The 22,879-nt window shown below is 38.1% G+C and carries 18 protein-coding genes and 5 tRNA genes; 14 read left to right on the top strand and 9 right to left on the bottom strand.

The annotated features are described in order from the left end of the window. Positions 1-124: 124 nt before the first annotated feature. Positions 125-1,507, top strand: a complete 1,383-nt coding sequence (locus EL165_RS15715) for a tetratricopeptide repeat protein (RefSeq protein WP_002981950.1) — start codon at positions 125-127, stop codon at positions 1,505-1,507. 46 nt (positions 1,508-1,553) lie between these two features. On the opposite strand, the gene EL165_RS15710 is transcribed toward EL165_RS15715, so the two are convergent. Genes EL165_RS15710 through EL165_RS15695 form a run of 4 tightly spaced genes read right to left on the bottom strand, consistent with a single transcriptional unit; the run spans position 1,554 to position 4,423 of the window. Continuing rightward, the gene (locus tag EL165_RS15710; RefSeq protein ID WP_002981949.1) at positions 1,554-2,420 is read right to left on the bottom strand and encodes a hypothetical protein; all 867 of its coding nucleotides are present in this window, start codon (positions 2,418-2,420) and stop codon (positions 1,554-1,556) included. Positions 2,421-2,468: 48 nt separating this feature from the next. Next, entirely contained in the window at positions 2,469-3,347 is an 879-nt protein-coding gene (locus tag EL165_RS15705) for a DMT family transporter (protein WP_002981948.1), read from the bottom strand. After that, positions 3,334-3,987 (bottom strand): leucyl/phenylalanyl-tRNA--protein transferase, encoded by a 654-nt coding sequence (gene aat / locus EL165_RS15700; protein WP_002981946.1) that lies wholly within the window; start codon positions 3,985-3,987, stop codon positions 3,334-3,336. Before aat ends, EL165_RS15705 begins: the two co-directional genes overlap by 14 nt. Before the next feature lie 58 nt (positions 3,988-4,045). Beyond that, positions 4,046-4,423 (bottom strand): DUF3127 domain-containing protein, encoded by a 378-nt coding sequence (locus EL165_RS15695; RefSeq protein WP_041461994.1) that lies wholly within the window; start codon positions 4,421-4,423, stop codon positions 4,046-4,048. Between the two features lie 179 nt (positions 4,424-4,602). On the opposite strand from EL165_RS15695, the gene EL165_RS15690 reads away from it, so the two are divergent. From EL165_RS15690 to EL165_RS15670, 5 genes are all read left to right on the top strand, one after another. Continuing rightward, a tRNA-Leu gene (locus EL165_RS15690) sits at positions 4,603-4,684 on the top strand. A 4-nt stretch (positions 4,685-4,688) separates the two neighbouring features. Next, positions 4,689-4,764: transfer RNA gene (locus tag EL165_RS15685), tRNA-Gly, on the top strand. A 6-nt stretch (positions 4,765-4,770) separates the two neighbouring features. Beyond that, a tRNA-Leu gene (locus EL165_RS15680) sits at positions 4,771-4,854 on the top strand. A gap of 120 nt (positions 4,855-4,974) precedes the next feature. Beyond that, positions 4,975-5,056: transfer RNA gene (locus tag EL165_RS15675), tRNA-Leu, on the top strand. Between the two features lie 78 nt (positions 5,057-5,134). Beyond that, positions 5,135-5,218, top strand: a tRNA-Leu gene (locus EL165_RS15670). A gap of 84 nt (positions 5,219-5,302) precedes the next feature. On the opposite strand, the gene EL165_RS15665 is transcribed toward EL165_RS15670, so the two are convergent. Then, on the bottom strand, positions 5,303-5,932 hold the full coding sequence (locus EL165_RS15665) for a helix-turn-helix domain-containing protein (RefSeq protein ID WP_002981944.1): 630 nt from the start codon (positions 5,930-5,932) through the stop codon (positions 5,303-5,305). A gap of 121 nt (positions 5,933-6,053) precedes the next feature. On the opposite strand from EL165_RS15665, the gene EL165_RS15660 reads away from it, so the two are divergent. The 8 genes from EL165_RS15660 (at position 6,054) to EL165_RS15625 (ending at position 17,464) form a co-directional block, all read left to right on the top strand. After that, complete coding sequence (locus EL165_RS15660) at positions 6,054-6,449, top strand: type III secretion system chaperone family protein (RefSeq protein WP_002981943.1); 396 nt, start codon at positions 6,054-6,056, stop codon at positions 6,447-6,449. Positions 6,450-6,468: 19 nt separating this feature from the next. Beyond that, positions 6,469-7,170, top strand: coding sequence for a PspA/IM30 family protein (locus EL165_RS15655; protein ID WP_002981942.1), 702 nt, complete (start codon positions 6,469-6,471; stop codon positions 7,168-7,170). A 1-nt stretch (position 7,171) separates the two neighbouring features. Next, entirely contained in the window at positions 7,172-7,828 is a 657-nt protein-coding gene (locus EL165_RS15650) for a hypothetical protein (RefSeq protein WP_002981941.1), read from the top strand. Positions 7,829-7,952: 124 nt separating this feature from the next. Next, positions 7,953-9,974 carry a flotillin family protein gene (locus tag EL165_RS15645; RefSeq protein WP_002981940.1) on the top strand — a complete coding sequence of 674 codons (2,022 nt, stop codon included), beginning with the start codon at positions 7,953-7,955 and terminating at the stop codon, positions 9,972-9,974. A 145-nt stretch (positions 9,975-10,119) separates the two neighbouring features. After that, on the top strand, positions 10,120-14,919 hold the full coding sequence (locus tag EL165_RS15640) for a DNA repair ATPase (RefSeq protein ID WP_002981938.1): 4,800 nt from the start codon (positions 10,120-10,122) through the stop codon (positions 14,917-14,919). A 224-nt stretch (positions 14,920-15,143) separates the two neighbouring features. Beyond that, complete coding sequence (locus tag EL165_RS15635) at positions 15,144-15,509, top strand: hypothetical protein (protein ID WP_002981936.1); 366 nt, start codon at positions 15,144-15,146, stop codon at positions 15,507-15,509. Between the two features lie 39 nt (positions 15,510-15,548). Continuing rightward, entirely contained in the window at positions 15,549-16,964 is a 1,416-nt protein-coding gene (locus tag EL165_RS15630) for an aminotransferase-like domain-containing protein (RefSeq protein ID WP_002981934.1), read from the top strand. A gap of 14 nt (positions 16,965-16,978) precedes the next feature. Then, positions 16,979-17,464, top strand: a complete 486-nt coding sequence (locus EL165_RS15625; RefSeq protein ID WP_002981932.1) for a GNAT family N-acetyltransferase — start codon at positions 16,979-16,981, stop codon at positions 17,462-17,464. A gap of 75 nt (positions 17,465-17,539) precedes the next feature. Here the strand turns inward: EL165_RS15625 and EL165_RS15620 are convergent, their stop codons facing one another. From EL165_RS15620 to EL165_RS15605, 4 genes are all read right to left on the bottom strand, one after another. Next, a complete protein-coding gene (locus EL165_RS15620) occupies positions 17,540-19,393 on the bottom strand; it encodes an alkaline phosphatase family protein (RefSeq protein WP_002981931.1) in 1,854 nt (617 codons plus the stop codon). 345 nt (positions 19,394-19,738) lie between these two features. Continuing rightward, positions 19,739-20,407: an HAD-IA family hydrolase gene (locus EL165_RS15615; RefSeq protein ID WP_041461993.1), complete on the bottom strand. Its 669-nt coding sequence runs from the start codon at positions 20,405-20,407 to the stop codon at positions 19,739-19,741. A gap of 7 nt (positions 20,408-20,414) precedes the next feature. After that, complete coding sequence (locus EL165_RS15610) at positions 20,415-21,569, bottom strand: TIGR03364 family FAD-dependent oxidoreductase (protein ID WP_002981926.1); 1,155 nt, start codon at positions 21,567-21,569, stop codon at positions 20,415-20,417. Between the two features lie 11 nt (positions 21,570-21,580). Continuing rightward, on the bottom strand, positions 21,581-22,879 hold the full coding sequence (locus tag EL165_RS15605) for a DUF5690 family protein (protein ID WP_002981925.1): 1,299 nt from the start codon (positions 22,877-22,879) through the stop codon (positions 21,581-21,583).

Here is a 22,879-nt window from a genome sequence, read left to right as displayed (position 1 = left end):
AAATTCAAAAAAAAGTTGCAACTTTGCATAAATATTTGAATATCAGTTTCAGATGTATTATTAACTAATCGTTTGCCGAGGTTTGTAAGCAAATTCAGACATCAGGCCGACAAAGAGGACACTATTGGAAGAGTATTTTGGAAATGAACTTGTAAAAAAGTTCGAGGAAATGATGGAAAACAATGACGAATTCTACTTCGATACCGAAGAACTGGAAGACATTATTGTTTATTATTTGGAGCTTGGTGATTTTAATTACGCAGATATGGCGGTTAATTATGGACTAAAGCTTCACCCTAATTCGTTGGATATTAAGATCAAAAGACTTGAGATCCTTCTGGAGTGGGAAGAGTATAATACGGCGAAAGAACTTATTGACGAACTGAAAGGCGCTTCTATGGAGAATACAGACTTTTTGGTTTGCTACGCCAAGTATTATTCGAACTTAGGAAATCCCAGAAAATCCATTGAAATCTGCAAAAAAGCTTTGACATTAGAGGAAGAAGAAAACTTTCTCCACAACTTTATTGCGGATGAATATGTGAATCTCGGAGATCCTTTTAACGCTCTTAAGCATTACAGGAAAGCATTGAAAGAAGATCCGGCGGATGAATATGCGCTGGAAAACTGTATGGTATGCTTCAGTGACCTGAATAAGAGTGAGGAGGCAATTGCCTTTCTTAATGAATATTTAGATGAATTCCCTTATTCTGAAACCGCCTGGTTTGAATACGGACAATTCTACTTCAACAGAAAAAATTATGATGAAGCGATAAGAGGTTATGATTATTTATTGGCAATCAACTCCAATTCAGTGGGAGTATATGCCAATAAAGCAGCCTGTTATGAAGCTTTGGGACAATACCAGAAGGCGATCGAAACGTATGAAGAAATGCTGGAGCTGGAATATACGAAAGCATTTACCTTCTATAAGATCGGATTATGCAACAAGGCTTTAAAACAGCCTATTCTGGCTTTGAATGCATTCCAGAAATCATTGAGAGAAGACCCTCAGTTTTATCTAGCCATGATGGAACAGTCTTACCTTTATGAAGAAATGGGAGGAATGTCCGAAGCATTGCATTTTGCCAAAGAAGCTACCCAGCTGAATGAAAACAACCTCGATTATCAGAAAAGACTTGCGTTTTTATTCATCGATTCCGGGAAGTTTGAAGAAAGCCTTTCATGTCTTAAAAAGCTGGTAGATGCAGAACCTTCAAGGTTTTACAACTGGTATGCTTATTCAGAAGTTTTGATGTTGGTAGGAGAATATGAAGATGCAGTGACAGTTTTGAATAAAGCTATTAAAAGGCATCACAGAGCTGAGCTGTTTTATCAGTTAAGCAACTGTTATTTCAATCTGAAAGAACAGGATAAAGGAATGGAATCACTTCAGAAAGCACTGGATCTTGATCCGTCTTTGGTTAAGGATATGCAGAAAAAATATCCTTTTATTAAAGATGAGGTAAAAAAAGTTAAGGCCGGTAAAGTGAAGAAAAAGAACTAGATTTATCTGAAAAATAACAAAAAACCTGCAATTTTGCAGGTTTTTTTTATTGATAATTATATTCGTAAAAAAACTTATCCGGAACACTGCTGTTCGGGTTTCCGTTTGCATCAAGCGATTGCCTGCTTTCTTCAGATGGATAACCGGCAGTATTAAAAGTTGTTGTATACTTATGCTGAGTTGTTCCGGTTGCTGTTCCTCCTCCGGCTGTGGTGCTGGTAAACTCGCCCTTATAAGTACTTAAGCTGTTTTTTATATTTGAAAATAACATGCTGACGCCGTCACTGCTTTCATTTCCATTGAATATGATCTTGTCAAAACCTTTCACATTTTTAAAAGGATAATTTTTATCCGTGTAAGTATAGGTTTCTTTTTCGGTATAATTAACTGTATTTCCATTTACGGTTCCTATGCCTGAACCTACGCTGCTTACCATATTTCCGTTGCTGTAGGTAAACACACTGTTGATGGTCGAAGAACCGGCAGTTCCTGAATTCGTCTGCCTTTTTACATTGATTTCTGTAGTACTGGCGTAGGTATATGTAAATGAAACAGTATTTTCTACTGTTCCTGTAGTAGAATATTCCTTAATGACCGCTGACGACATGCGTCCACTGGAATAACTATACTCAACAGTACTTTCTAGAACGTTATTTTCGTAATTTTTGATGCCAGTAATGTAATCATCGGTATACGAAAATTCTACTCTCTGCCCATGGTTAATGTTGTTGATCATGCTGATGATCTTCGTTCCATTGTAATTAACCTTCATGACAATACCATCTATTGTCATTTTAGTAGGAAGTATCACATTCTGAGCGGAAGGGTCGCTGTTGTCAAAAGGAATATCATCTGAATCAGAACAGGATAGGGTAAAAAAGGCTATGGAGCCACAAAGTAAAAGTTTTTTCATAGTTATAAGTTAAATCCACCCAAATATAATTTAATTTATAATATGATGTTACTTTTTGGGATTTGTTCTTAAAAATATCAGTCCGCCTATGATGATTCCTGCTCCTATAAATTGCAAATAAGTCAGCTTTTCACCATCTATAATTCCCCAGATAATGGCCACAATGGGCATTACCAAAGTTACTGTTGAAGCAAAAAGAGGACTAGAAACTTTCAATAAACGATAATTCATCATCATCGCCAGTCCGGTTCCGAAAATAGATAAAAGACTAACGAACATCAGTCCCAGCAGGTTATCTTTCGAAAAACTGAATTCAGAAAAAAATCCTGTACACGTCAATGCAATAATAGAAGGAAATATCAAAACAAACGAGAAAACAAAAGCAGACAAAACAGTAGAGGAGACCTCCATAAGTTTTGATTTTACAGTTGTTGTGCTCAGAGCATAGCATAAAGTAGCCAATAAGAGAAGAAGAATCGGAATCATTTTAAACTCTCCGCTGTCACCGCCTCCAAATGCCAGGATACAGACTCCTGTGAAGCTTATTAGCGTTCCGATGATCTGTTTTTTAGTCGTTTCAAACTTCCATACCAGCGCGCCGACAATGATCACGAAAATAGGCATCATGGAATTGATAATCCCTGCAATGCTGCTGCTAATCTCAGTTTCAGCAATCGGAAACAGGAACATTGGAATGAAATTTCCGGTAAAAGCTGCCAGAATCAACCATTTCAGGTGCTTTTTAGGGAAAAGTTTATAATTGGAAATTGCAACCGGAAGTAAAATGATCCCGGCAATAAGCACTCGCAAAGACCCTACCTGAAAAGGATTGAAATGTTCCAGTGATTTTTTGATCAAAATAAAGGATGATCCCCAGATAATACTCAGGACAATCAGAAGAACCCATTTTTCTTTATCTGCGTTCATTATTTTCGTGTAAGATTTTTAGAAATTCTTTTTTAGGAATCATTTTTGCCCCTAAGCTCTCAAGGTGCTCTGTATGGGATTGACAATCAATCAATTCAATCGTATTTTTATGACTTTCTACAAAATGGATAAACCCGGCTTTGGAAGCATTGCTCACCTTGGCAAACATGCTTTCTCCACAGAACACATTCCCGATCTGCAATCCGTAAAAACCTCCTACAAGTTTCCCATCCTGCCATACTTCAACACTTTTGGCAAGGCCATACTCATGAAGCTGGATAAAAGAATCCATCAGCTCATCGGAAAGCCATGTGCCTGATTGTCCTTTCCGGGTTGCCTGCTGGCAGTTTCTGATCACTTCTCTGAAATTCTTATTCTCAGAAAAAGTAAAAACATTCCTTTTCAGGATTTTTCTCATGGATTTTGAAACCTTCAGTTCTGTAGGAATAAGCACGAATCTCGGATCCGGGCACCACCAAAGAATCTCCTCTCCGGGATTGTACCATGGGAAAATCCCCAATTGATAGGCAAACCAAATACGTTCTACAGAGAGGTCACCTCCAAAGGCAATCACTCCCTCATGACCATCATACAGTTCAGGGTCTGGAAATGAAATCTCGTTTTCGTCTAATCGGACCATTTTTAGAAAAAAAATCCCACTTCAAAAAGCAGGATTTATATTGATCTTTATTCTTTAATTAAAAAGGCAAATCATCATCGTCATCACCAGCAAACGGATTCTCATTTGAAACTGGAGAAGCAGATTGCTGAGGCATTGCCTGAGTAGGTTCTGAAGCATTATCAAATACTTTCTCTACTCTCCATCCTGTAATAGAGTTGAAATATTTAGTCTCGCCCTGAGGAGAAACCCATTCCCTACCTCTGATGTTGATTCCTACTTTTACGTTTTCTCCTTCCTTAAGGTTATCTAATAAACTGATTTTATCAGATAAAAATTCTATGTTTATCGGCTGTGGATACTGTTCCTGGGTCAAAATAACCATTTCTCTTTTTTGAAACCCGCTCGCAAATGTTTGAGCATCAAAAAGTTTCTTTACCGTTCCTTGTAATTCCATATCGTAAATATTAACGTTGTAAAAGTAAGAAAATGAAATGTAATAAAAGGTGCCGTGAAAAAAAAATGTGGAAATTTTAATTTTTTTTCCTGAAAAGTTTGGTACTAAAGGAAATTGTCCTATATTTGCACTCACAAAAACGAAGCAAGCTCTTTAAAACTTACAATATAAAAAAACCAGCGGATGTGGTGTAATTGGTAGCCACGCCAGACTTAGGATCTGGTGCCGTGAGGCGTGGGGGTTCGAGTCCCTTCATCCGCACTATGCGAAAATAGCTCAGCTGGTAGAGCACAACCTTGCCAAGGTTGGGGTCGCGGGTTCGAATCCCGTTTTTCGCTCCACACCATGCCCTGGTGGTGGAACTGGTAGACACGCAGGACTTAAAATCCTGTGTCCGCAAGGACGTACGGGTTCAAGTCCCGTCTGGGGTACAAGACCCTCTGTAATATCTTACGGAGGGTTTTTTGTTTTAATAGAGAGCGTTCTTTAAATAAAATTTTTATATTTGTAAGAAATATAGCTAGAATCTGTAAATTCAGATCAGCAAACCAGCGGATGTGGTGTAATTGGTAGCCACGCCAGACTTAGGATCTGGTGCCGTGAGGCGTGGGGGTTCGAGTCCCTTCATCCGCACTATGCGAAAAAACTCTTTGGAGTTACCGGGAAGATTGGAACTTTTGTTCGAATCTTTTTTTTTTCGCCCTTCGCCATGCCCTGGTGGTGGAACTGGTAGACACGCAGGACTTAAAATCCTGTGTCCGCAAGGACGTACGGGTTCAAGTCCCGTCTGGGGTACAAAGCCCTCCGTATGAAAGTACGGAGGGCTTTTCTGTTTTATAATCTTCAACCTTTTTGCAAAGTCCATGAGCTGATGCTTTCTCAGTTGTTGAGCAGATCCGTTTTCTTTTCCAGTTTATCCAGTCTTTCAAAAATGCTTGTGAAAATATTTTTCTCAGCAGTTGAGACATAGCCTACAATCTTATAATATTCCTGATTGTTTATAAACTGATGGTCAGTTACATACTGAAGGTTTTTGTTGGTGTAAACCAGTAAATTGTTAATGGAGTCCGTTTTCGGATCTGTTTTATTCAGAAATAAAATATCACCGGATTGATATTGAGGAAGTGGAGCTTTTTCAGAAGTAAATTCATAAACCAGATCAACAGATGCTAATATTTTTTGCAATATTACTGAGTTGGGATTATTTTCTTCCGTTTTTAGCTGTATTTCTTTGCTGTTTTGAATGGCCAGCTCAGGAAAAAGCATTAACTGGTCAATGTCGGAAACGCTTGCAAGCTGGTTTACCGGCAGGATTTCAGTCAGCAATTGATCAAGATTAAGGTTAAAATGGCTGGCAACCTTTAATATGGTTTCAATCTTAGGCTCGGCGCGGCCTTCCTCATAAGAGCTTATTACTCCTCTGTTTAAATCAAATAAATCGGCAAAAGCCTTTTGGCTAAGTCCTTTCACCTGTCTTATTTTCTTAATATTAGTTCCAAAGAAGCTCATTTTTGTCTAATCTTTTTTGCAAAGATAGAGAATCTGAAATAAATAATTGCTAATAATATTTGCATTTTGAAAATTTTATTTTATATTTGTGTAGAGAAAATAAAACACTAAACCAGCCATTATGAGAAATCAAATATTCAGAACGGTCAAAGAGTGGTTGTTAGATTATGAGTTTAACATCACGCTGGAAGATGAAGCTCAGAGAATCTTAATCATTGAAAAAGAATCCAACGGGATCAAAAACATGATCCTGATCATATCAGACTCTATTCTGATCATGGAGCAGTTCCTTTTTGAAATCAAAAACCCATCCGAAAAAATATTCCTGAGACTGCTTCAGAAAAACAGAGACATTGTTCACGGAGCATTTGTGCTGGACGGAACCGGAAGACGGGTGATTTTCAGAGATACGCTTCCAACTGATAATATGGCACAAAACGAAGTGATGGCTTCCATCAATTCTTTAGGGATCCTTGTGGGGGAATTTACAACAGAAATGCTAGAAATGAGTAAGTAATTCACAAAAGATATTTAAAATGAACATTTTCAAAAGATTGCTAACAATAGGAAAAGCAGAGATCCATTCTGTGATCGAAAGCTTTGAAGACCCAATCAATTTAACGGAAGAGGGTATCCGTGAAATGAAAGAACAGCTGGCAAAAAGCATAGAAGCGCTTGCCCAGTTAAAAGCTCTTGCTATTCGGAAAAAGAATGAAGCAGAAACAGAAGAGCAAACGGCAAAAGATTATTATAATAAGGCCGTTGTGATTGTGCAGAAAGCCGAAAAAGGAGAAGTGGAAACTGCAGAGGCAGACCGTCTTGCCAAAGAAGCTCTGAAAAGACAGACTGCTTCTCTGGAAAATGCAAAAAATCTACAGAAAGAACACGAAAAACAATACGATGAATGTGAAAAGATGCAGGCCAATATCAATCATCTGAAATCCGATATTGCCAAGTGGGAAAACGAGCTCAAAACACTTAAAGCCAGGGTTCAGGTAAGTGAAGCCACAAAAGATATCAACCAGAAGATGACCCAAATGGATACCGGAAGTACAGTAAGTATGCTGGAAAAACTGAAAGATCGCGTGGTACAGCAGGAAGCTCTTGCGGAAGCTTATTCAGATATTTCAAAGGCAGGAAAAAGTATTGATGAGGAAATAGATGCCCTGGTCAATAATAACGATACAAAAGCTGAAGAAGCTTTAAACAGATTAAAAGAAACACTAAAAAAAGGCTAAGATGACCTTTCAGGAATTTTTAAATGTAGCATTTTCTCCGGTGAATACGGTGCTGACGGTCCTGCTAGGGCTTTCAGTGATCTATTGGCTCTTTACCATTCTTACCGGGCTGGATATAGATGTAGGAATTCATTCTGACGTGGATGCAGATGCAGATATAGACGTTCCGGATGGCCATGTTCATACCCCTGATCATGATCCTTCTGCATGGATGCATTTCCTGAAATTTCTGAATCTGGATATTGTTCCTATAACGTATTTTCTAACCCTTTCACTGCTGATTACCTGGCTGGGGTCATTTTATCTGAATTATTTTTTACCACTGCCAACATGGGTAGGTATTCTTATCATATTTCCATTATTAATTGGAGGAATGCTGTTAACCAAAATAATTCTGAAACCGCTGAATCCCTTTTTTAAGGAAATTAATCATAAAGGGGAATTGTCATATGCCTTTTTAGGACGGGAAGGCCGTATGAAATCAAGCATTCAGGATGATAAAATAGGAATGATGGAAGTCTTTATCGGAAGCGATCCTATGACGCTGATGGTGAGAAGCCAGGACGGCAGCAGGCTGGAATACGGAAGCCGCGTCATGATTGTAGATGAAGAGCCCAAAAAAAGGATTTTCTATGTGCAGCAGTCTGTAAGATATTAAAAATAAGAACTAATAACCATGATAACTATTTTTTTGATTCTGATGAACTATATCCTGGATCTCATCTGTCACTTTTTATAAAACAAAAACACAATCTATATATAAACTATAAACTTATAAAACTATGAACTTACCTTTAATTGCTGGAATTATTGTTGCTGTTGTAGCAACAGTCGGATTGATTTTCTGGATTTTATCGATGTATAAAAAAACCGTTCAGGGAATCGTTATTTTAAGAACTGGTTATGGAGGTACAAAGGTCTTCTTTAATGCTGGTATCGTGATTCCCATTATCCACCGTATGGAATCTATGGACATTTCCGTAAAAAAACTGGAGATTTCAAGAGAGGGAAGAGCAGGCCTGATCTGTAAAGACAATATGAGAGCAGATATTCAGGTGGCATTTTTTATCCGGGTCAACAAATCAGTAGATGATATCGTGAATGTAGGTCAAACCATTGGCTGTCAGCGTGCTTCAGATGCGCAGACATTAAGAGAACTGTTCGAAGCAAAATTTTCAGAAGCCCTTAAAACAGTAGGAAAGAAATTTGATTTTACCGAATTATACGAAGCAAGAAGTGAATTTCGTCAGGAAATCCTTGATATCATCGGAACAGACCTTAACGGATATGTACTGGATGACTGTGCGATAGACTACCTTGAGCAGACCTCAATTGATAAATTAGATAAAGATAATATCCTTGATTCTGAAGGGATTAAGAAAATTACCGAACTGACAGCTACCCAAAATATTAAAGCCAACCAGGTTCGTCGTGATGAGGAAAAAACCATTACAAAACAGAACGTAGAAGCCCGTGAAGCAATTCTTGAGCTTGAAAAACAGCTGGCTGAAAAAGAAGAATCTCAAAAAAGAGAGGTTGCCAATATCAAAGCCCGTGAAAATGCTGAAATTCTGAAAGTAGAAGAAGAAGAACGTCTGAGATATGAAACAGTTCGGATTGCAACAGAAGAAAAACTGCAGATTGCAGAAGAAAATAAACTTCGTCAGGTCGTGATCGCTGCTAAAAATAAAGAACGTGCAGATCTGGTAGAGACAGAAAGAGTCCTAAAAGATAAAGCGCTTGAAGCTACGGAAAGAGAAAGAATTGTCTCTCTTGCCCAAATTGAAAAGGAAAAAGCAATAGAGCTAGAGAAGAAAAGTATTCAGGATGCGATCCGTGAGCGTTTAACCATGGAGAAAACCGTAGTGGAAGAGCAGCAGGGAATCAAAGACCTGGAAGCCTTCAAAACAGCAGAAAGAAATAAGCAGGTAGAAATTACCGTTGCCACTCAGGAAGCAGAGAAAAAGCTGATCGAGGAAACAAGAGCCGCAGAAGCCCGCAGATTGGCTGCAGAAAAAGATGCGCAGAAATATGTAATTGAAGCACAGGCGAAAAGAGATGCTGCAGAAAAAGAAGCTGAAGCCCGTAAGATCATTGCAGACGCGAAAGCAAAAGAAGAAGCTACAATAGGACTGTCAGAAGCTCAGGTAATGCATGCGAAAGCAGATGCTGCAGAAAGACAAGGTCTTGCAGAAGCAACCGTTATTGAGAAAAAAGCAGATGCCAACAAAAAAGAAGGAATTGCCCAGGCGGAAGTCATCAAAGAAAAAGCATTGGCAGAGGCAGCAGGAATTACAGAGAAGGCAGAAGCGATGAAGAAACTGAACGATGCCGGAAAAGACCACGAAGAATTCCGTCTTCAGCTTGCCAAAGAAAAAGATGTGGAGCTGGCTCAGATCGCTATTCAGAAAGATATTGCAGAAGCACAGTCAATGGTACTGGCAGAAGCTTTCAAATCTGCAAAAATTGATATCGTAGGAGGTGACAATACATTCTTCGACAATGTTATCAGACAGGTTTCTGCAGGAAAAGGACTGGATAAGTTCATTAACCACAGTGAAAATGCACAGATTGTAAAAGAAAACCTTCTGGGGGATGGAGAAAATATCATTGGAAAAGTGATGGGAATGGTGGATAAATATAAAATCTCTTCTGACGACATCAAAAATATGAGCATAGCGTCCCTGATCTTTAAACTGAACAGTGTTGCCACTCAACAGGAAAAGGGAATTCTGGAAAGAGCTCTGGACATGGCTAAACACCTGGGAGTAGAGCACAAACCGGTGAATAACAAACATGTTTAATGCAAGAGTGCTTTAAAAGCTTCTAAAATTCAAACCTTATAGGTTTCCAAAACCTATAAGGTTTAGACTAAAAAATTTTCAAAGTACCACAAGTTATACAAAGACCTGCTGTCCTGCAGCAGCCATGACAACCTAAATAAAAACGATGTCAGAACAACTTAATTCCGGAACTTACGAAATTATTCAGAACCGTTTAAATGAGCAGAAGAATGATCTGATTCAGAGACTTCAGCAGCTTAATGAAAACCGTAAAAATATATTTGGCGGTGTAGATTTTTCTCTTATTGCCAATGAAAGAATTTCTACGGATCATAGCTGTATTGCCAAAGATATCTATTCACTGGGTGACCACCTGATTTTCGGGTCTAATGCACACCTTGGACTTCAGACGGAAATCAATATTTCGGACATTTTTTCAATATATACCATCAATAATGACCGGTTTGAACCTCAGGATCACAGCCTGATCAATGATGAGGTTTTCATTGACGAGTTTAAAAACCTTTACAAATATTACAGAAATACTTTCTTTGCCCGATTTACCTTCACGGAAAACTATCTTTATATGGTTTTTCAGCTGTCGGAAAGTACCACAGATATCAAAGCTTTTAAATGGCTGATCAAAGAGAATCAATTGACGTATATCGATTCTAGAAGTGCCTCCGAAACCTCATATCCTCAGCAGCATGGCTTTGTATGGACAAAGGCAACCAGAGATATGCAGAGATCCGGAAAACATCCTCATATTTCTTTAGCAGATAAAGTTTTTGTAGAAAGTATCGGTGGAGATATTACCATCAAAGTAGAAGACAATACAGATACCGGGAAGGGAATTTATTCTGAAGATGTCATTCACAAAGATCAGAATCTGGATGATGCAGAAATTCATTTCTGTGATCTGGATAATCTGGTTTTGTTTAAAATAAAGCCGTATCAGGAAACAGAACGCTATTTTATTTATAATCACAAAGAAAAAACCGTTTCCAGAGCAGATGCTCTTAAATATTCGGGGCTTTTGCTTCCGGAAAATCAAGGGGTATTGTTTTCAAACGGATATGCCCTTCAGACCGGAGGATTAAAAGTGATTTCTCAGGATCAGAACAGGCTTTACTATCTGAAAACCATTACGGAACCCAACGGAGAGAACTTTTTGTATGTTTTTTATGATGATAAAACGAATAACTATCAGCTTATTTCTTACAATATCATCACCCAGACCATAGAAACTCCGATCCGTTGTAGTGGATTTACGCTTTTGCAGGACGGGAAACTGATCTATCTTCGGGAAAGTATAGAAACCACGAAGCATCACCTGTCCCAGATCTGGCAGACTCCTTTTTCAAAAGAACTGTTGCCCAATATAGAAAAGGCAGACAGTTTACTTTACAAAATAGGAAATAAAGATATTGTACGCGTCATGGCAGAAAGCCAGGAGCTGATCACCCTTCTGAACAAAAAAGACTCTTACAGTGGCTTGTATGATGATATCGTAAAGCTCTCTACTTTTATTCTGGATACTTACTATTTTCTTGGTGAAGATGAGGTTCAGAAGCTTGATGTACCATTGAAAGAGATCAGAGCGATTGCACATTCGGCCATCAATGAATACGAAAAAGTAGTAGAGCAAAGGAAGAACACAGAAGAAGCTTTAGAAAAGATAAAACAGGCCTGTGGGAAAATTCTTGATGATACCAAAAGGCTTCACTATTCCCAGCTTACAGAATATATTGATGCTCTTTCTCAAATCAGAGCCTTAAGAGGAGAAGTGACAGGAGCAAGAGAGCTTAAATATGCAGACACAGCTTTGCTGGATAGACTGGAAAAATCCCTTGCAGACCGTTATACAGAACTGTCAAATGCCTGTGTAGAATTTCTGCTTCAGGAAGGTGCATTATTGCCATACGAAGAAAGAGCACAGCAGATTTCTGAAGATATCAATGGATTACAGAAAGCCATTGATGCCAGAACAATTGAAGAAAATATCAATACCCTTTCCGGGCGGCTGGAATTATTGGTGGATATTGTTAATAATCTTAAAATTGAAGACACCTCCCAGTCTACCCAGATTATTGAAAACATCTCTCTGATTTTTGCCAGACTGAATCAGGAAAGACTTGAGCTCAGCAAAAGAAAAAGAGAAATTTCGGGAAAAGAGCTTGCTTCGGATTTCCAGGCTCAGATTACCTTATTTGACCAGTCTGTGATCAACTTTCTGGAGCTTTCGCAAACTCCTGAGAAATGTGATGAATATCTGACCAAACTCTCCATCCAGTTGGAAGAAATGGAAACGAAATTTATTGATTTCGAAGAATTCATTCAGCAGATAGGAATCAAAAGAGAAGAGGTTTACGGGCATTTCCAGAATAAAAGGGTACAGCTTACCGAAGCAAGAAATAAAAGGACTCAGAATCTATTTGATGCTGCACAAAGAATACTGAAATCGGTACAGGCCAAAGCAGAATCTTTTGACTCAGAAAATGAGATCAATGGCTATTTTGCTGCAGATCTTATGGTGGAGAAAGTGAGGGATCTTTCCAGGCAGCTTGCAGAATTGGAGGATTCAGCAAAGTCAGAGGAGATTCAGACCTTGTTAAAAACCCAGCAGCAGGAAGCAGTAAGAAAGCTGAAAGATAAAAAAGAGATCTACGCAGACGGGGAAAGCGTTATTGCATTGGGAGACTATAAATTTGCAGTCAATCAGCAGAAGCAGGACCTTACTTTGGTGCTTAGAAATACTCAATATTACTACCACCTTACCGGAACAAGCTTTTATGAACCTTTAAACTTTACAGCTGATGAATTCAAAGAAGTATGGAATCAGGAATTTGTTTCAGAAAACAACAAGGTAAAAAGGTTTGAATATCTTGCCTGGAACGTATTTTCCGCTCATCAGGAGATAACCCCGGAAGCAGAGAATGAAAAGGCTGTACAGGATTTTACCTCAGAGCATTTTGGGGAAGGACTGGTAAAGGGGGTTCATGATAAAGATGCCGAAAAAATTGTTCTCAAACTGCAGCAGATACACAATGAGCTGGGACTAATGAGGTTTACAGCACAGGAAAGAACACTTGCCCAGCTTTTCTGGTTCTTTCTCGGAACCGAAAGAAAGGAATATTATACCAAACAGTTTGCGGCTGCATCTATTATTGCCCAGTCATTCGTTGTAAAGCAGGAATTTGAATATCTGAGCAGAGAGCTTTCGGAAGAAATGAAATCATTCGCATCAGCCAATAGTATTTTTAAAGAGACAGATTGTATCAATGCTGCCATCTACCTGAAAAAAGAAGACAAAGAGAACTTCCTGATCTCGGAAAAAGCCGCCACTCTGTACGGGCTTTTCATGAAAGAGCTCAAAGAAAAGGGTAAAGATCTGGAGTTTATGGCTCAGTTACAGGCTATGTATCAATATCCTTCAGCGTGTTATTATATTGCTGAAGGTGCATTACAGGCATTTGACTCTGATGCTGATCAAAATACGGTACAGGAAGCAGCAGGATTTTTGATCACCCAGAAGTTTGATCCGAAAAATATCAGACATATTGCGTATGAAGTAGCCATAAAAGAGCTGAAGTCTCTTGAAAAAGACACGGAATATCATCTTAACTACTTTGAATTTGTATCCCGACTGAATTACTTTAATACGGTTACCGTTCCGAAATACAAACGTCTTCAGGAATTGAAACACAGTTGGGTAGATGAAAAGAAAAAAGCACTGAAACTGGATACTTTTAAACCTCAGATATTAAGCTCATTTGTAAGAAATAAACTGATCAATGATGTCTATTTTCCTCTCATCGGAGCGAACCTTGCCAAGCAATTGGGAACAGCAGGTTCAGACAAAAGAACAGACAGGATGGGAATGCTTCTTCTGGTATCTCCACCAGGATACGGAAAGACAACCCTGATGGAGTATATGGCAGAACGTATGGGATTGGTTTTCATGAAAATAAACGGTCCATCACTAGGCTACGATATTGTATCAACGGATCCTTCTGAAGCCAGAAATGCAGGTGCCAGACAGGAACTTGAAAAACTAAATCTTGCGCTGGAAATGGGAGATAATGTCATGCTTTATCTGGATGATATTCAGCACTGTAATCCTGAGTTTTTACAGAAATTCATCTCTCTTGCAGACGGACAGAGAAAGATTGAAGGAATCTACAATGGTGAAAGTAAAACTTATGACCTTCGATCCAAAAGATTCTGCCTTGTCATGGCCGGAAATCCATACACAGAGAGTGGAGAAAAGTTTAAAATTCCCGACATGCTGGCTAACCGTTCAGATACCTACAATCTGGGAGAAATATCCGGATCGAAAACAGATCTTTTTGACCTGAGCCTTATTGAAAATGCTTTAATGTCTAATGAATACCTAACCAGATTAACAAATCCGGGAATGGAAAACCTGTATGAACTCTATGATTGTGTACTTACAGATAATCCTGCCGATAACCTGAAAGGAAACTTCAGCTCTAATGAAATATCAGATTTCAGAGCAGTCCTGAAAAATACGGTCAGGGTAAGAAATATGGTGTTAAAAGTGAACAGGGAATATATCGCATCCGCAGCCATGTCAGACGATTACCGAAATGAACCGCCATTCAAGCTGCAGGGATCTTACCGTAATATGAATAAGCTGATTGCACAAATACAGCCTATTCTTAAAGATAATGAAGTTACTCAGCTTGTCTTGAATCACTATCAAAATGAATCCCAGACGCTGACAACCGGAGCAGAAGCTAATATGCTGAAACTGAAAGAGCTGATAGGAATTCTTTCAGAAGAAGAAACCGAACGCTGGAATGAGATAAAGAAAACATTTGTTAAAAATAAAACCCTGAAAGGATTGGGTGAGAATGATAGAATGTCACAGATTGTAGCACTGCTTGCTCAGTTTGGAGACGGATTAGAAGGAATCAAAGAAGCCCTTAAAAAAGCAGAATAATAACCATGAAACTTTAAATAGTTTACAGGCTGTTTCTATCTGAAACAGCCTGTTTTTATATATATTTACATTTTAGAGCTAGCATTGATTAGAAATGGGCTTCACTTAATCTACAAGGCATCCATATAATGACGCATAAAAATCTGTACCCATAATATTCTATAGTTCTGTATCTGTGTCCAAAATTAAATACTCCATAATTTTGTTTAGCTAAAGAAGAAAATATGGAAACAATCACTCAACATCAGAAACAGTTTCAATATGCTGAGGCTTATATATCAGACATGCTGGTGCTGAAAAATATTTTTCTGGAAACACAGAATCTCAAATTAGCAGATCAAAGTTTCGGACTTCCTTTTCTTTTGGCTAAAAACGGAAGGGAAGTAGTTGCTTTTGCCAGTCTTATTGTAAATGAAAAGGATGAAATTTGCTTTAAAATATATGATAAAAACAAAATGACTGAAGCCGAGGAGAGAAACTTCTTTTCTCATGTTGAAAGATATTTTAAAAATAATAATAGCCCCAATTTTAAAAATCCTGCTCAATTAAAAAGCAGTATAAATAGTATGGTTAACTGGCTTAATCCTTAAACATAGGAAAAATTGTACATTTACTTAAAACCGGATTCTATGTCTAAAGATGTTCTGTACCTTAAAATAGCCAATTCTGTCACAGAGCAGATTAAAAGCGAAACCCTGCAGTTTGGAGACAGGCTGCCTTCATTGAGAAGTGCCCAGAAATTATATAATGTAAGTCTGAATACTATAAAACAAGCGTATATGGAACTGGAGAGCCGCTCTCTGGTAGAATCACGTCCCAAATATGGATATTATGTAAGCCAGACTTCCCAGCGAAAACTGGCGCTGCCTTCTGTGACACAGATGAAGGTTTCTGAAGGTAAAAATACCCCTCAGGATTTGATTGACAAGGTGTTCGGAAGTATAGGAGGGACAGATGTCACACAATTTGCGCTTGGAATTCCCGGTAAAAGTCTTCTTCCGGTAGCCAAGATGAAAAAATGCATGATTGATGTGATGAAAAGGAAAAGTGACAGCGGTACCAATTACGAACCCGTGCAGGGAAGCGAAGTGCTGCGCCGGGAAATCGCCAAATGGTCAATGGTTATGGAGGGGAAAATCACAGAAGATGATTTGGTGATCACTTCCGGAGCGATGAATGCCGTTTATAATTGCTTAATGGCCGTGACACAACCAGGAGATTCGGTCGCGGTAGAAAGTCCCGTGTATTTCGGAATTCTTCAGGCCATTCAATTATTGGGACTGAAGGCAGTAGAAATTCCTACGCATCCGATTACAGGAGTAGATCTGGATGCTCTAAAGAAAGTGCTTCCCAAGCTCTCTGCATGTTGTTTTGTGGTAAATTATAATAATCCATTGGGATTTCAGATGCCGGACGAGAACAAAAAAGAACTGGTTAAAATGCTTACCGAGCATAATGTTCCTTTGGTGGAAGATGATGTCTACGGAAACATCTATTTCGGAGCAGGAAGACCGAAACCTTGTAAGTTTTATGATGAAGCAGGCATTGTGATGTGGGTAGGCTCGGTGTCCAAGACATTGGCTCCAGGGTTTAGAGTAGGATGGGTAGCACCTGGAAAATTTAAAGAAAAAATTATCCGCCAAAAATTGGTTCAGACGGTGAGCGGACCTTCTTTATTCTCGGATGTGATTGCTGATTTCCTTGCTCATGGAAGGTATGATCATCACCTAAGAATGTTCAGAAAAAAATTGTACGCCAACTACCTTCAGATCCAGAAATCGGTGATTGAATATTTTCCGGATAATACAAAAATCTCAGAACCCAAAGGCGGTTTTATGCTCTGGCTGGAACTGGATAAGAGAATCTGTACGGAAGATCTTTATGATTTGGCGGTCAGTCAGAAAGTAAACTTTGCCCCGGGAAGAATCTTTTCACAATATAATCAGTATCAGAACTGTATGCGTTTAAACTATGCATTAGAATGGACAGACAGAGTGGAAAATGATCTGGAAAAGCTGGGAAAAATGATAAAAAACAGAATTTAATAAACCTTATAGCGATGAATGATAGTAAAAATGAAGTAAACATTATAGCCTATGAACCTCAGTATAAAGAAGCCTTCAAAGCTTTGAATGAAGAATGGATCAAAACATTTTTTGTGATGGAAGCAGGAGATTATAAACTGCTGGATCATCCGGAAGAAGAGATTTTAAATAAAGGAGGACATATAGCCTTTGCTTTGCTGGATGGAGAAGTTGTAGGAACCTGCGCATTGGTAAAAACAGAAGATCATCCTCTTACTTTTGAACTGTCAAAAATGGCAGTAAGTCCTAAAGCGCAAGGAAAAAAACTAGGCTATCTGCTGGGAAATGCCTTAGTAGAAAAAGCAAAAGAATTAAAGGCAGAAAAAGTTTTTCTAGTCACCAATTCTATCCTTGTTCCGGCTATTAAGTTGTATGAAAAGCTGGGCTTTATCCATACCCCTATCGGTCATGCTGAGTACGACCGTGCAGATGTCAGAATGGAATTGATTTTCAATACATAAACAAAAAAAATATTAGAACTCGGATAGGAATATCCTTGTTCTAATATCAAATTTAAATCTAATTGCTTTACTGTTTTATTTCTTGATGAATGTCTTGGTTAATGACTTTTTACTTCCATTGATTTTAATGAAATATACACCAGCCGGAAGATTTCCAATATTGATTTTTTCATCGTAAAAACCTCTTGAAGACTTTAAATGGGTTGTTAAAACATTTGAACCTCTACTGTCTATGATTTCAGCTTTAATTTCCTTATCTTCAGATTGATACTGGACTCCAATGAAGGTAGAAGCAGGATTCGGATAAATTTTAAAATCATCAGCGATTGCTTTCGTTTCTTTTGCTGCCAATATTTCTTTGGAACATGCCGGAATTCTATTCACTCCATCTATTCCCCATGAAGATTGCACCGGAATACAAAGCCAGTTCAATACCGTAGGGAAATGATCCGTTTCTCTTGTCGTTGAGGTGTAATCATACACTTTAAAATTATTCACTGTACCCGCATTATAAGTAGGAGAACCTGTCACAGTCATATGATTGGCGTTTGGACCAGAGTCTGTCAATGTAGTTCCTGAAGTTCCATTACACTTCCAGTTGGCTAATAATTGAGAATAATAAGGATGCGAAGTTGTAATATCCTGGTTCGCCCAATTCACGATCACATCATTGGGAAGAGCCGATTTCCAGATTCTTATATCTTTATAAGAAGCCGCCAGATTAATTCCGTAAGCATTCGTTCCATCCTGATTTAATGTTAGAGGAAGTCCGGAATCAATATTTCCGATCGTATTCATTTTGGCAAAAGTCACAGGAACACCATCTTCATATAATGTTACAAGGCCATCTCTGTCAAAGCTTGCTGCAATATGTTTCCATTTATTGGTTTCTACTTTTCCACCTACAAGGTCAATTCTGTTAGTTCCATCTCCAATATTCATTTTGAAAGTCTGCCCTGAATAACCTGAGAAAACAAATCCTTTATTTTTTCCGTTCGCCCAGTTTTTATTACTGATCATCACCGGATCACTGGAGTAAGCTGCATTGGGCTTTACCCAAAACTCGATGGTGAAATCCTGATTAGCTCCAAAATTAAAAGGAGTCTGATTGGCTGGCTTTGCATAAGTTCCCGCCGGGAAATTCAACTGATTGAATGTTTTATTGGATTCCAGAACAGTCTTGCTGATCTGTTGCGGTGTAAATCCAGAATTGGAATATACCGTGAAAATATTTCTTTCGGTAAGATTTCCACCTCCATGAGAACTTTCGATCGCTCCATGATCTGTGGTTAATACAACCAGCCAGTCTTCATTGTTATAAGAAGGTCTGTTTTTCATAGCGGTTACAATTTCTCCAATATAAGAGTCCGTAGTCTTAATAGAATTGACATATTGAGAAACAGTGGATGAGAATCCATAAGAATGCCCGGCATGGTCCACATCATCAAAATCTACAAAGAGAATATCCGGATTATCATTCTGTAAAGCCGTGACAGCTGCATTTTTAACGGCAAGATCCGTTGCCAGATTGGTTTTTACATCAGCCGTTTGGATGATTTTATCGTTGATAGGCGACCAATGAGCCAGAGAAATTGTTCTTAGAGCCGGGTTATAAGTCTCTGCCCTTGTTAAAAAATCCGGATAATTGACATAGTTCGGGCTGGTAAAATTATTGTCTTGAACATTGTGTTTGGTGTGCCATACACCCGTCAGCATGGTGCTCCACCCGTTTCCACTCCAGGTAGTGGCGGCACAAAGCCCGTCAATAGAATAAATGGACTGACTGATGAGGTTTTGAATGTTTGGTGTAGGGGTAGACATCATGACATCTGCACGGCATCCGTCAATTCCGATAAAAAGAACTTTTTTGGTCTGAGCTCCAAGGAAACAGCTCATTACAACAGCCATTGAGAATAGTTTTGTTTTCATGGGAAAAAAGGGTTTTTAGAATTGTAAACATTCGTGAACTGAAAGTTAATTTATTGATAATTAAAAAGTTAACAGGAAAAACTTTGAAACGAACCACAAAAGTCACAAAAGAAAATGACCTTGTTTATTTTAAGTTACATGCTTTGTGAATAGAGGATCACAAAAGGTTTCTGGAAATTTAGGTTATAACAAATACCTAATGATCCGTACTACATTCCCCTCCTCTGGAGAGCTGTCGAAAATTCAAAGAATTTTTGACAGGGTGGTAAAAACACAAACATTTCCAATAGAAGAACCATGAAAACATTTGTGTCAAGAAGTATTTAAAAATAATCTGAAAAGTGTTTAAAGAATACCTTCAGCCTCAGAAATGGTATTCAGAATATAATCGGGAGCTGCCTTTTCAAGCTCTGATTTACTTTGAGCTCCGGAAAGAACCGCTACTGTTAATCCGCAACCTGCATTTTTTCCCTCTTCAATATCAATCACAGAATCCCCTGCTTTTAACACTTTATGAGCCTCAGTGATATTAAATTTCTTCATCGCAAGATGAATCATTTCAGGGCTTGGACGGCTTTCTGAAACATCATCAGCGGTAATTAAAGCATCAAAATGAATACTTTCTTTCCAGTTGAGTTTATCCAAAAGCTGATGGGCGATTTCTGATGTATAGCCTGTATTCAAAACGATTTTCTTGTTTTGAGCTTTCATATTCAATAAGAAGTCTTCCGTTCCGTTGATTGGTTTTACATCCAGATTTTGATAAGATTCTTTCAGCTGGTCAGAAAAATTCTCAAAAATAGCAGGAGCATCTTCTTCGTTCCCATTGATTTCTTTTAAAAGACTTGTGATAGCTTCAAGTTTTTCCATTCCGGCACAGCTGGATAATACTTTTTCCAGGCTTACCACATAGCCGTAATCATTCACAGCTTTAGTAAGCGTTTTGTAAACTACATTATCCTCATCAATTGTTGTTCCGGCCATATCCAGAACGAGTAATTCTATATTTTTCATTTGAATTTTATGCGTAAATTTTTTCAATATTAAATTTGGAAAAGCCACCGCTTCCCGTCATTCCTTTTCCTCCGATCCCTGTTACAATATGAATATTGGCAGATGGGCTGTGCTCAAAAATATCTTTTGTTTTGCACTGAGAATAGATTCCGAACCATCTTCTCTGAATTTCATACGTAGGAAGATCAATAATTTTTTTAGCCTCAAGAATCAGGAATTCATCAATCTCCATATTAAGATCATATCCCAGATCATCTGCATTTTTAGCATCTGCATATTCGTGAGAATCTCCTATGATGACAGAACCGTCAAGAGCTTGCTTGAATAAAATATGAACACCATATTTCTTTTCGAATGAATTGGGATCTTCTAAAGCCTTGATTTTCTGAAAAGAAGGACACTCACTGAAAGACTCATATCTTCTCACAGAAAGACCTGTAAGAATATTTCCGTGAAGCGAATAAATGCCCTGCGGCTTTGTTTGAAGCATCTGAAGTTTACTCACTTCCAGATTACTGTCATTGAATACTTTAGGATATAAAGTTTTGAACTCGTGTCCACCGCAGATGATGATTTTAGAAGCATTAAATTCCGTTCCATCAGCTGTTACCGCTATACATTTCTGATCATCTTCATGGGTTTCCAGTACATTTGTATTGTAGAAGATCTGTAATCCCAATTTTTTCTGAAGCAGCTTGTGAAGTTTTACAATCATATCTGCAGAATCTACAGAAAGTTCCTGGGGGAAAAACAAACCACCTTTGCAATAGTCTGAACGAAGACCGTCAAATTTCTTGATGCAGTCATTTTTGGATAATAAAACAGATTCGTAATCATTATTTCTGTTGATTTCATATAGCTCTTCAATCAATTGAAGCTCTTCGTCATTTGAAGCAATATAGATGGAGCCATTTTGCCTGATGGTAAGGTCTGCCTGATCATGAAGTTCATTGTAGATGGCAAGACTTTCTCTCCCGAAGTTCTGCCATTTAAGATCCATTCCGGAAGGTACTACCTGTCCGAAATTTCTTACCGTGGCACCCTGAGGAACAGAATTTCTTTCCAGTAAAGCTATCTTAAGATTTTTCTTCAGCGCATGATAAGCATGGAATGTTCCTAAAATTCCACCTCCTACAACGAGTAAATCAAATTTTGTTGTCATTGTACTATAGTTTATAAAATTTTCGACGTATCGAAATTGATGAATTGATTAGATTTAGATTTGGGTTTTGACTTTTTTCTGAAGGCCAGAAAAGCAATCACGGAAAGAACGAAAACCGCTATGGTGATAATATAATTTAATTGGATATAGAAATTTAGCCAGGAAGTCCGAGCTGAACCGAAATTTTTATACAAAAGAATAAGAACACTTCCCAGGTAACCAAAAGAATCTACAATATAGATCAGAAAACCTACATTTCCCTTAATTTCAAAAGCGGCAATCATCCGGTCAAAATAAATTCCGTTGAAAGGAATATAGCAAATGTACATTCCGAAGCCTGAAACCGTCATCCATAAAAAAGGCGACAGAGAACCTTGCTGAAACAGATACGTAGAAAGTCCTACCGTAAGAATGCCTGCAAAAAGGATATAATGATAATAAGCAAATGCCTTTTTATTGTTTTTTACTTTTACCATAAAGCTTAAGATCACCAAAACCATTACGGCGATAGGAATTTCCGTTAAAGTGAAAATCGAACTGTCAAAAGTAAAATTCAGTCCGTCCCAGATCTCACGGTTAAAATTATCTCTGAAATCCCTTAAAACCGTTAAACTGATATATAAAAAAATGATACATACAATCGGAACAAAAAACTGCTGGATCAAAGCTTTTCTTTCTGATCCATTCAAAGGTTGTCTCTTGTTTTTAAGCAAAATATCTTCCTCTGAAGGTTGGGGAATTCTTTCAAGCAATAATCCGAAAAGAATCAGAGGAATAATGAAAATAAGTCCGGCTGAAAAAGGCATCCAGAATTCTGAAATGGAAAAAGTATCCATCAGAAATTTTCCTACAGATTTTGTAAAACCTGAAGAAACCACAAAGCTTGAACATAAAAATAATCCGATGATTTCGGTGGTTTTTCGTCCTTCAATATAAGAGAAAACAATTCCCCAGATCATTCCCAGCGGAATCCCGTTGATCAACATAAACAGAATATTGTAAGGAGCAGGAACCACAGCAAACCCTAACAAAGCAAGCTCAGCAATAGCAATGAAAGTAAAGAGATAAGTGATTCTTTTCTGAGGTTTCAGTTCCGAAATAAATTTGATTCCAATGAATTTTGAGATAAAATATCCTACTGCCTGCGCAATGATAATCAGAATCTTATAATCTATCCCGAAATAAGAAAGTCCTTCGAAAGAAGCTACGGTAAAAGGTTTCCTGAAACCGTACATGCAGAAGTAAACACCGAAAGCAGCAAATGCGGCCTTCAGTGTTACTAATGTTTTTTTATTGATGGTTCTGGCCAT

It is taken from the genome of Chryseobacterium gleum (genome assembly GCF_900636535.1).
GTDB lineage: Bacteria > Bacteroidota > Bacteroidia > Flavobacteriales > Weeksellaceae > Chryseobacterium > Chryseobacterium gleum.
This window is presented reverse-complemented; position numbering and strand designations above follow the sequence as displayed.

Bases quoted from the DNA above. Each gene is read 5' to 3' on its own strand.
- EL165_RS15645 (WP_002981940.1), top strand. From the start codon at position 7,953: ATGAACTTACCTTTAATTGCTGGAATTATTGTTGCTGTTGTAGCAACA.
- EL165_RS15640 (WP_002981938.1), top strand. From the start codon at position 10,120: ATGTCAGAACAACTTAATTCCGGAACTTACGAAATTATTCAGAACCGT.
- EL165_RS15630 (WP_002981934.1), top strand. From the start codon at position 15,549: ATGTCTAAAGATGTTCTGTACCTTAAAATAGCCAATTCTGTCACAGAG.
- EL165_RS15710 (WP_002981949.1), bottom strand. From the start codon at position 2,420: ATGAAAAAACTTTTACTTTGTGGCTCCATAGCCTTTTTTACCCTATCC.
- EL165_RS15610 (WP_002981926.1), bottom strand. From the start codon at position 21,569: ATGACAACAAAATTTGATTTACTCGTTGTAGGAGGTGGAATTTTAGGA.
- EL165_RS15620 (WP_002981931.1), bottom strand. From the start codon at position 19,393: ATGAAAACAAAACTATTCTCAATGGCTGTTGTAATGAGCTGTTTCCTT.
- EL165_RS15655 (WP_002981942.1), top strand. From the start codon at position 6,469: ATGAACATTTTCAAAAGATTGCTAACAATAGGAAAAGCAGAGATCCAT.
- EL165_RS15660 (WP_002981943.1), top strand. From the start codon at position 6,054: ATGAGAAATCAAATATTCAGAACGGTCAAAGAGTGGTTGTTAGATTAT.
- EL165_RS15650 (WP_002981941.1), top strand. From the start codon at position 7,172: ATGACCTTTCAGGAATTTTTAAATGTAGCATTTTCTCCGGTGAATACG.
- aat (WP_002981946.1), bottom strand. From the start codon at position 3,987: ATGGTCCGATTAGACGAAAACGAGATTTCATTTCCAGACCCTGAACTG.
- EL165_RS15695 (WP_041461994.1), bottom strand. From the start codon at position 4,423: ATGGAATTACAAGGAACGGTAAAGAAACTTTTTGATGCTCAAACATTT.
- EL165_RS15665 (WP_002981944.1), bottom strand. From the start codon at position 5,932: ATGAGCTTCTTTGGAACTAATATTAAGAAAATAAGACAGGTGAAAGGA.
- EL165_RS15625 (WP_002981932.1), top strand. From the start codon at position 16,979: ATGAATGATAGTAAAAATGAAGTAAACATTATAGCCTATGAACCTCAG.
- EL165_RS15705 (WP_002981948.1), bottom strand. From the start codon at position 3,347: ATGAACGCAGATAAAGAAAAATGGGTTCTTCTGATTGTCCTGAGTATT.
- EL165_RS15605 (WP_002981925.1), bottom strand. From the start codon at position 22,879: ATGGCCAGAACCATCAATAAAAAAACATTAGTAACACTGAAGGCCGCA.
- EL165_RS15615 (WP_041461993.1), bottom strand. From the start codon at position 20,407: ATGAAAAATATAGAATTACTCGTTCTGGATATGGCCGGAACAACAATT.
- EL165_RS15635 (WP_002981936.1), top strand. From the start codon at position 15,144: ATGGAAACAATCACTCAACATCAGAAACAGTTTCAATATGCTGAGGCT.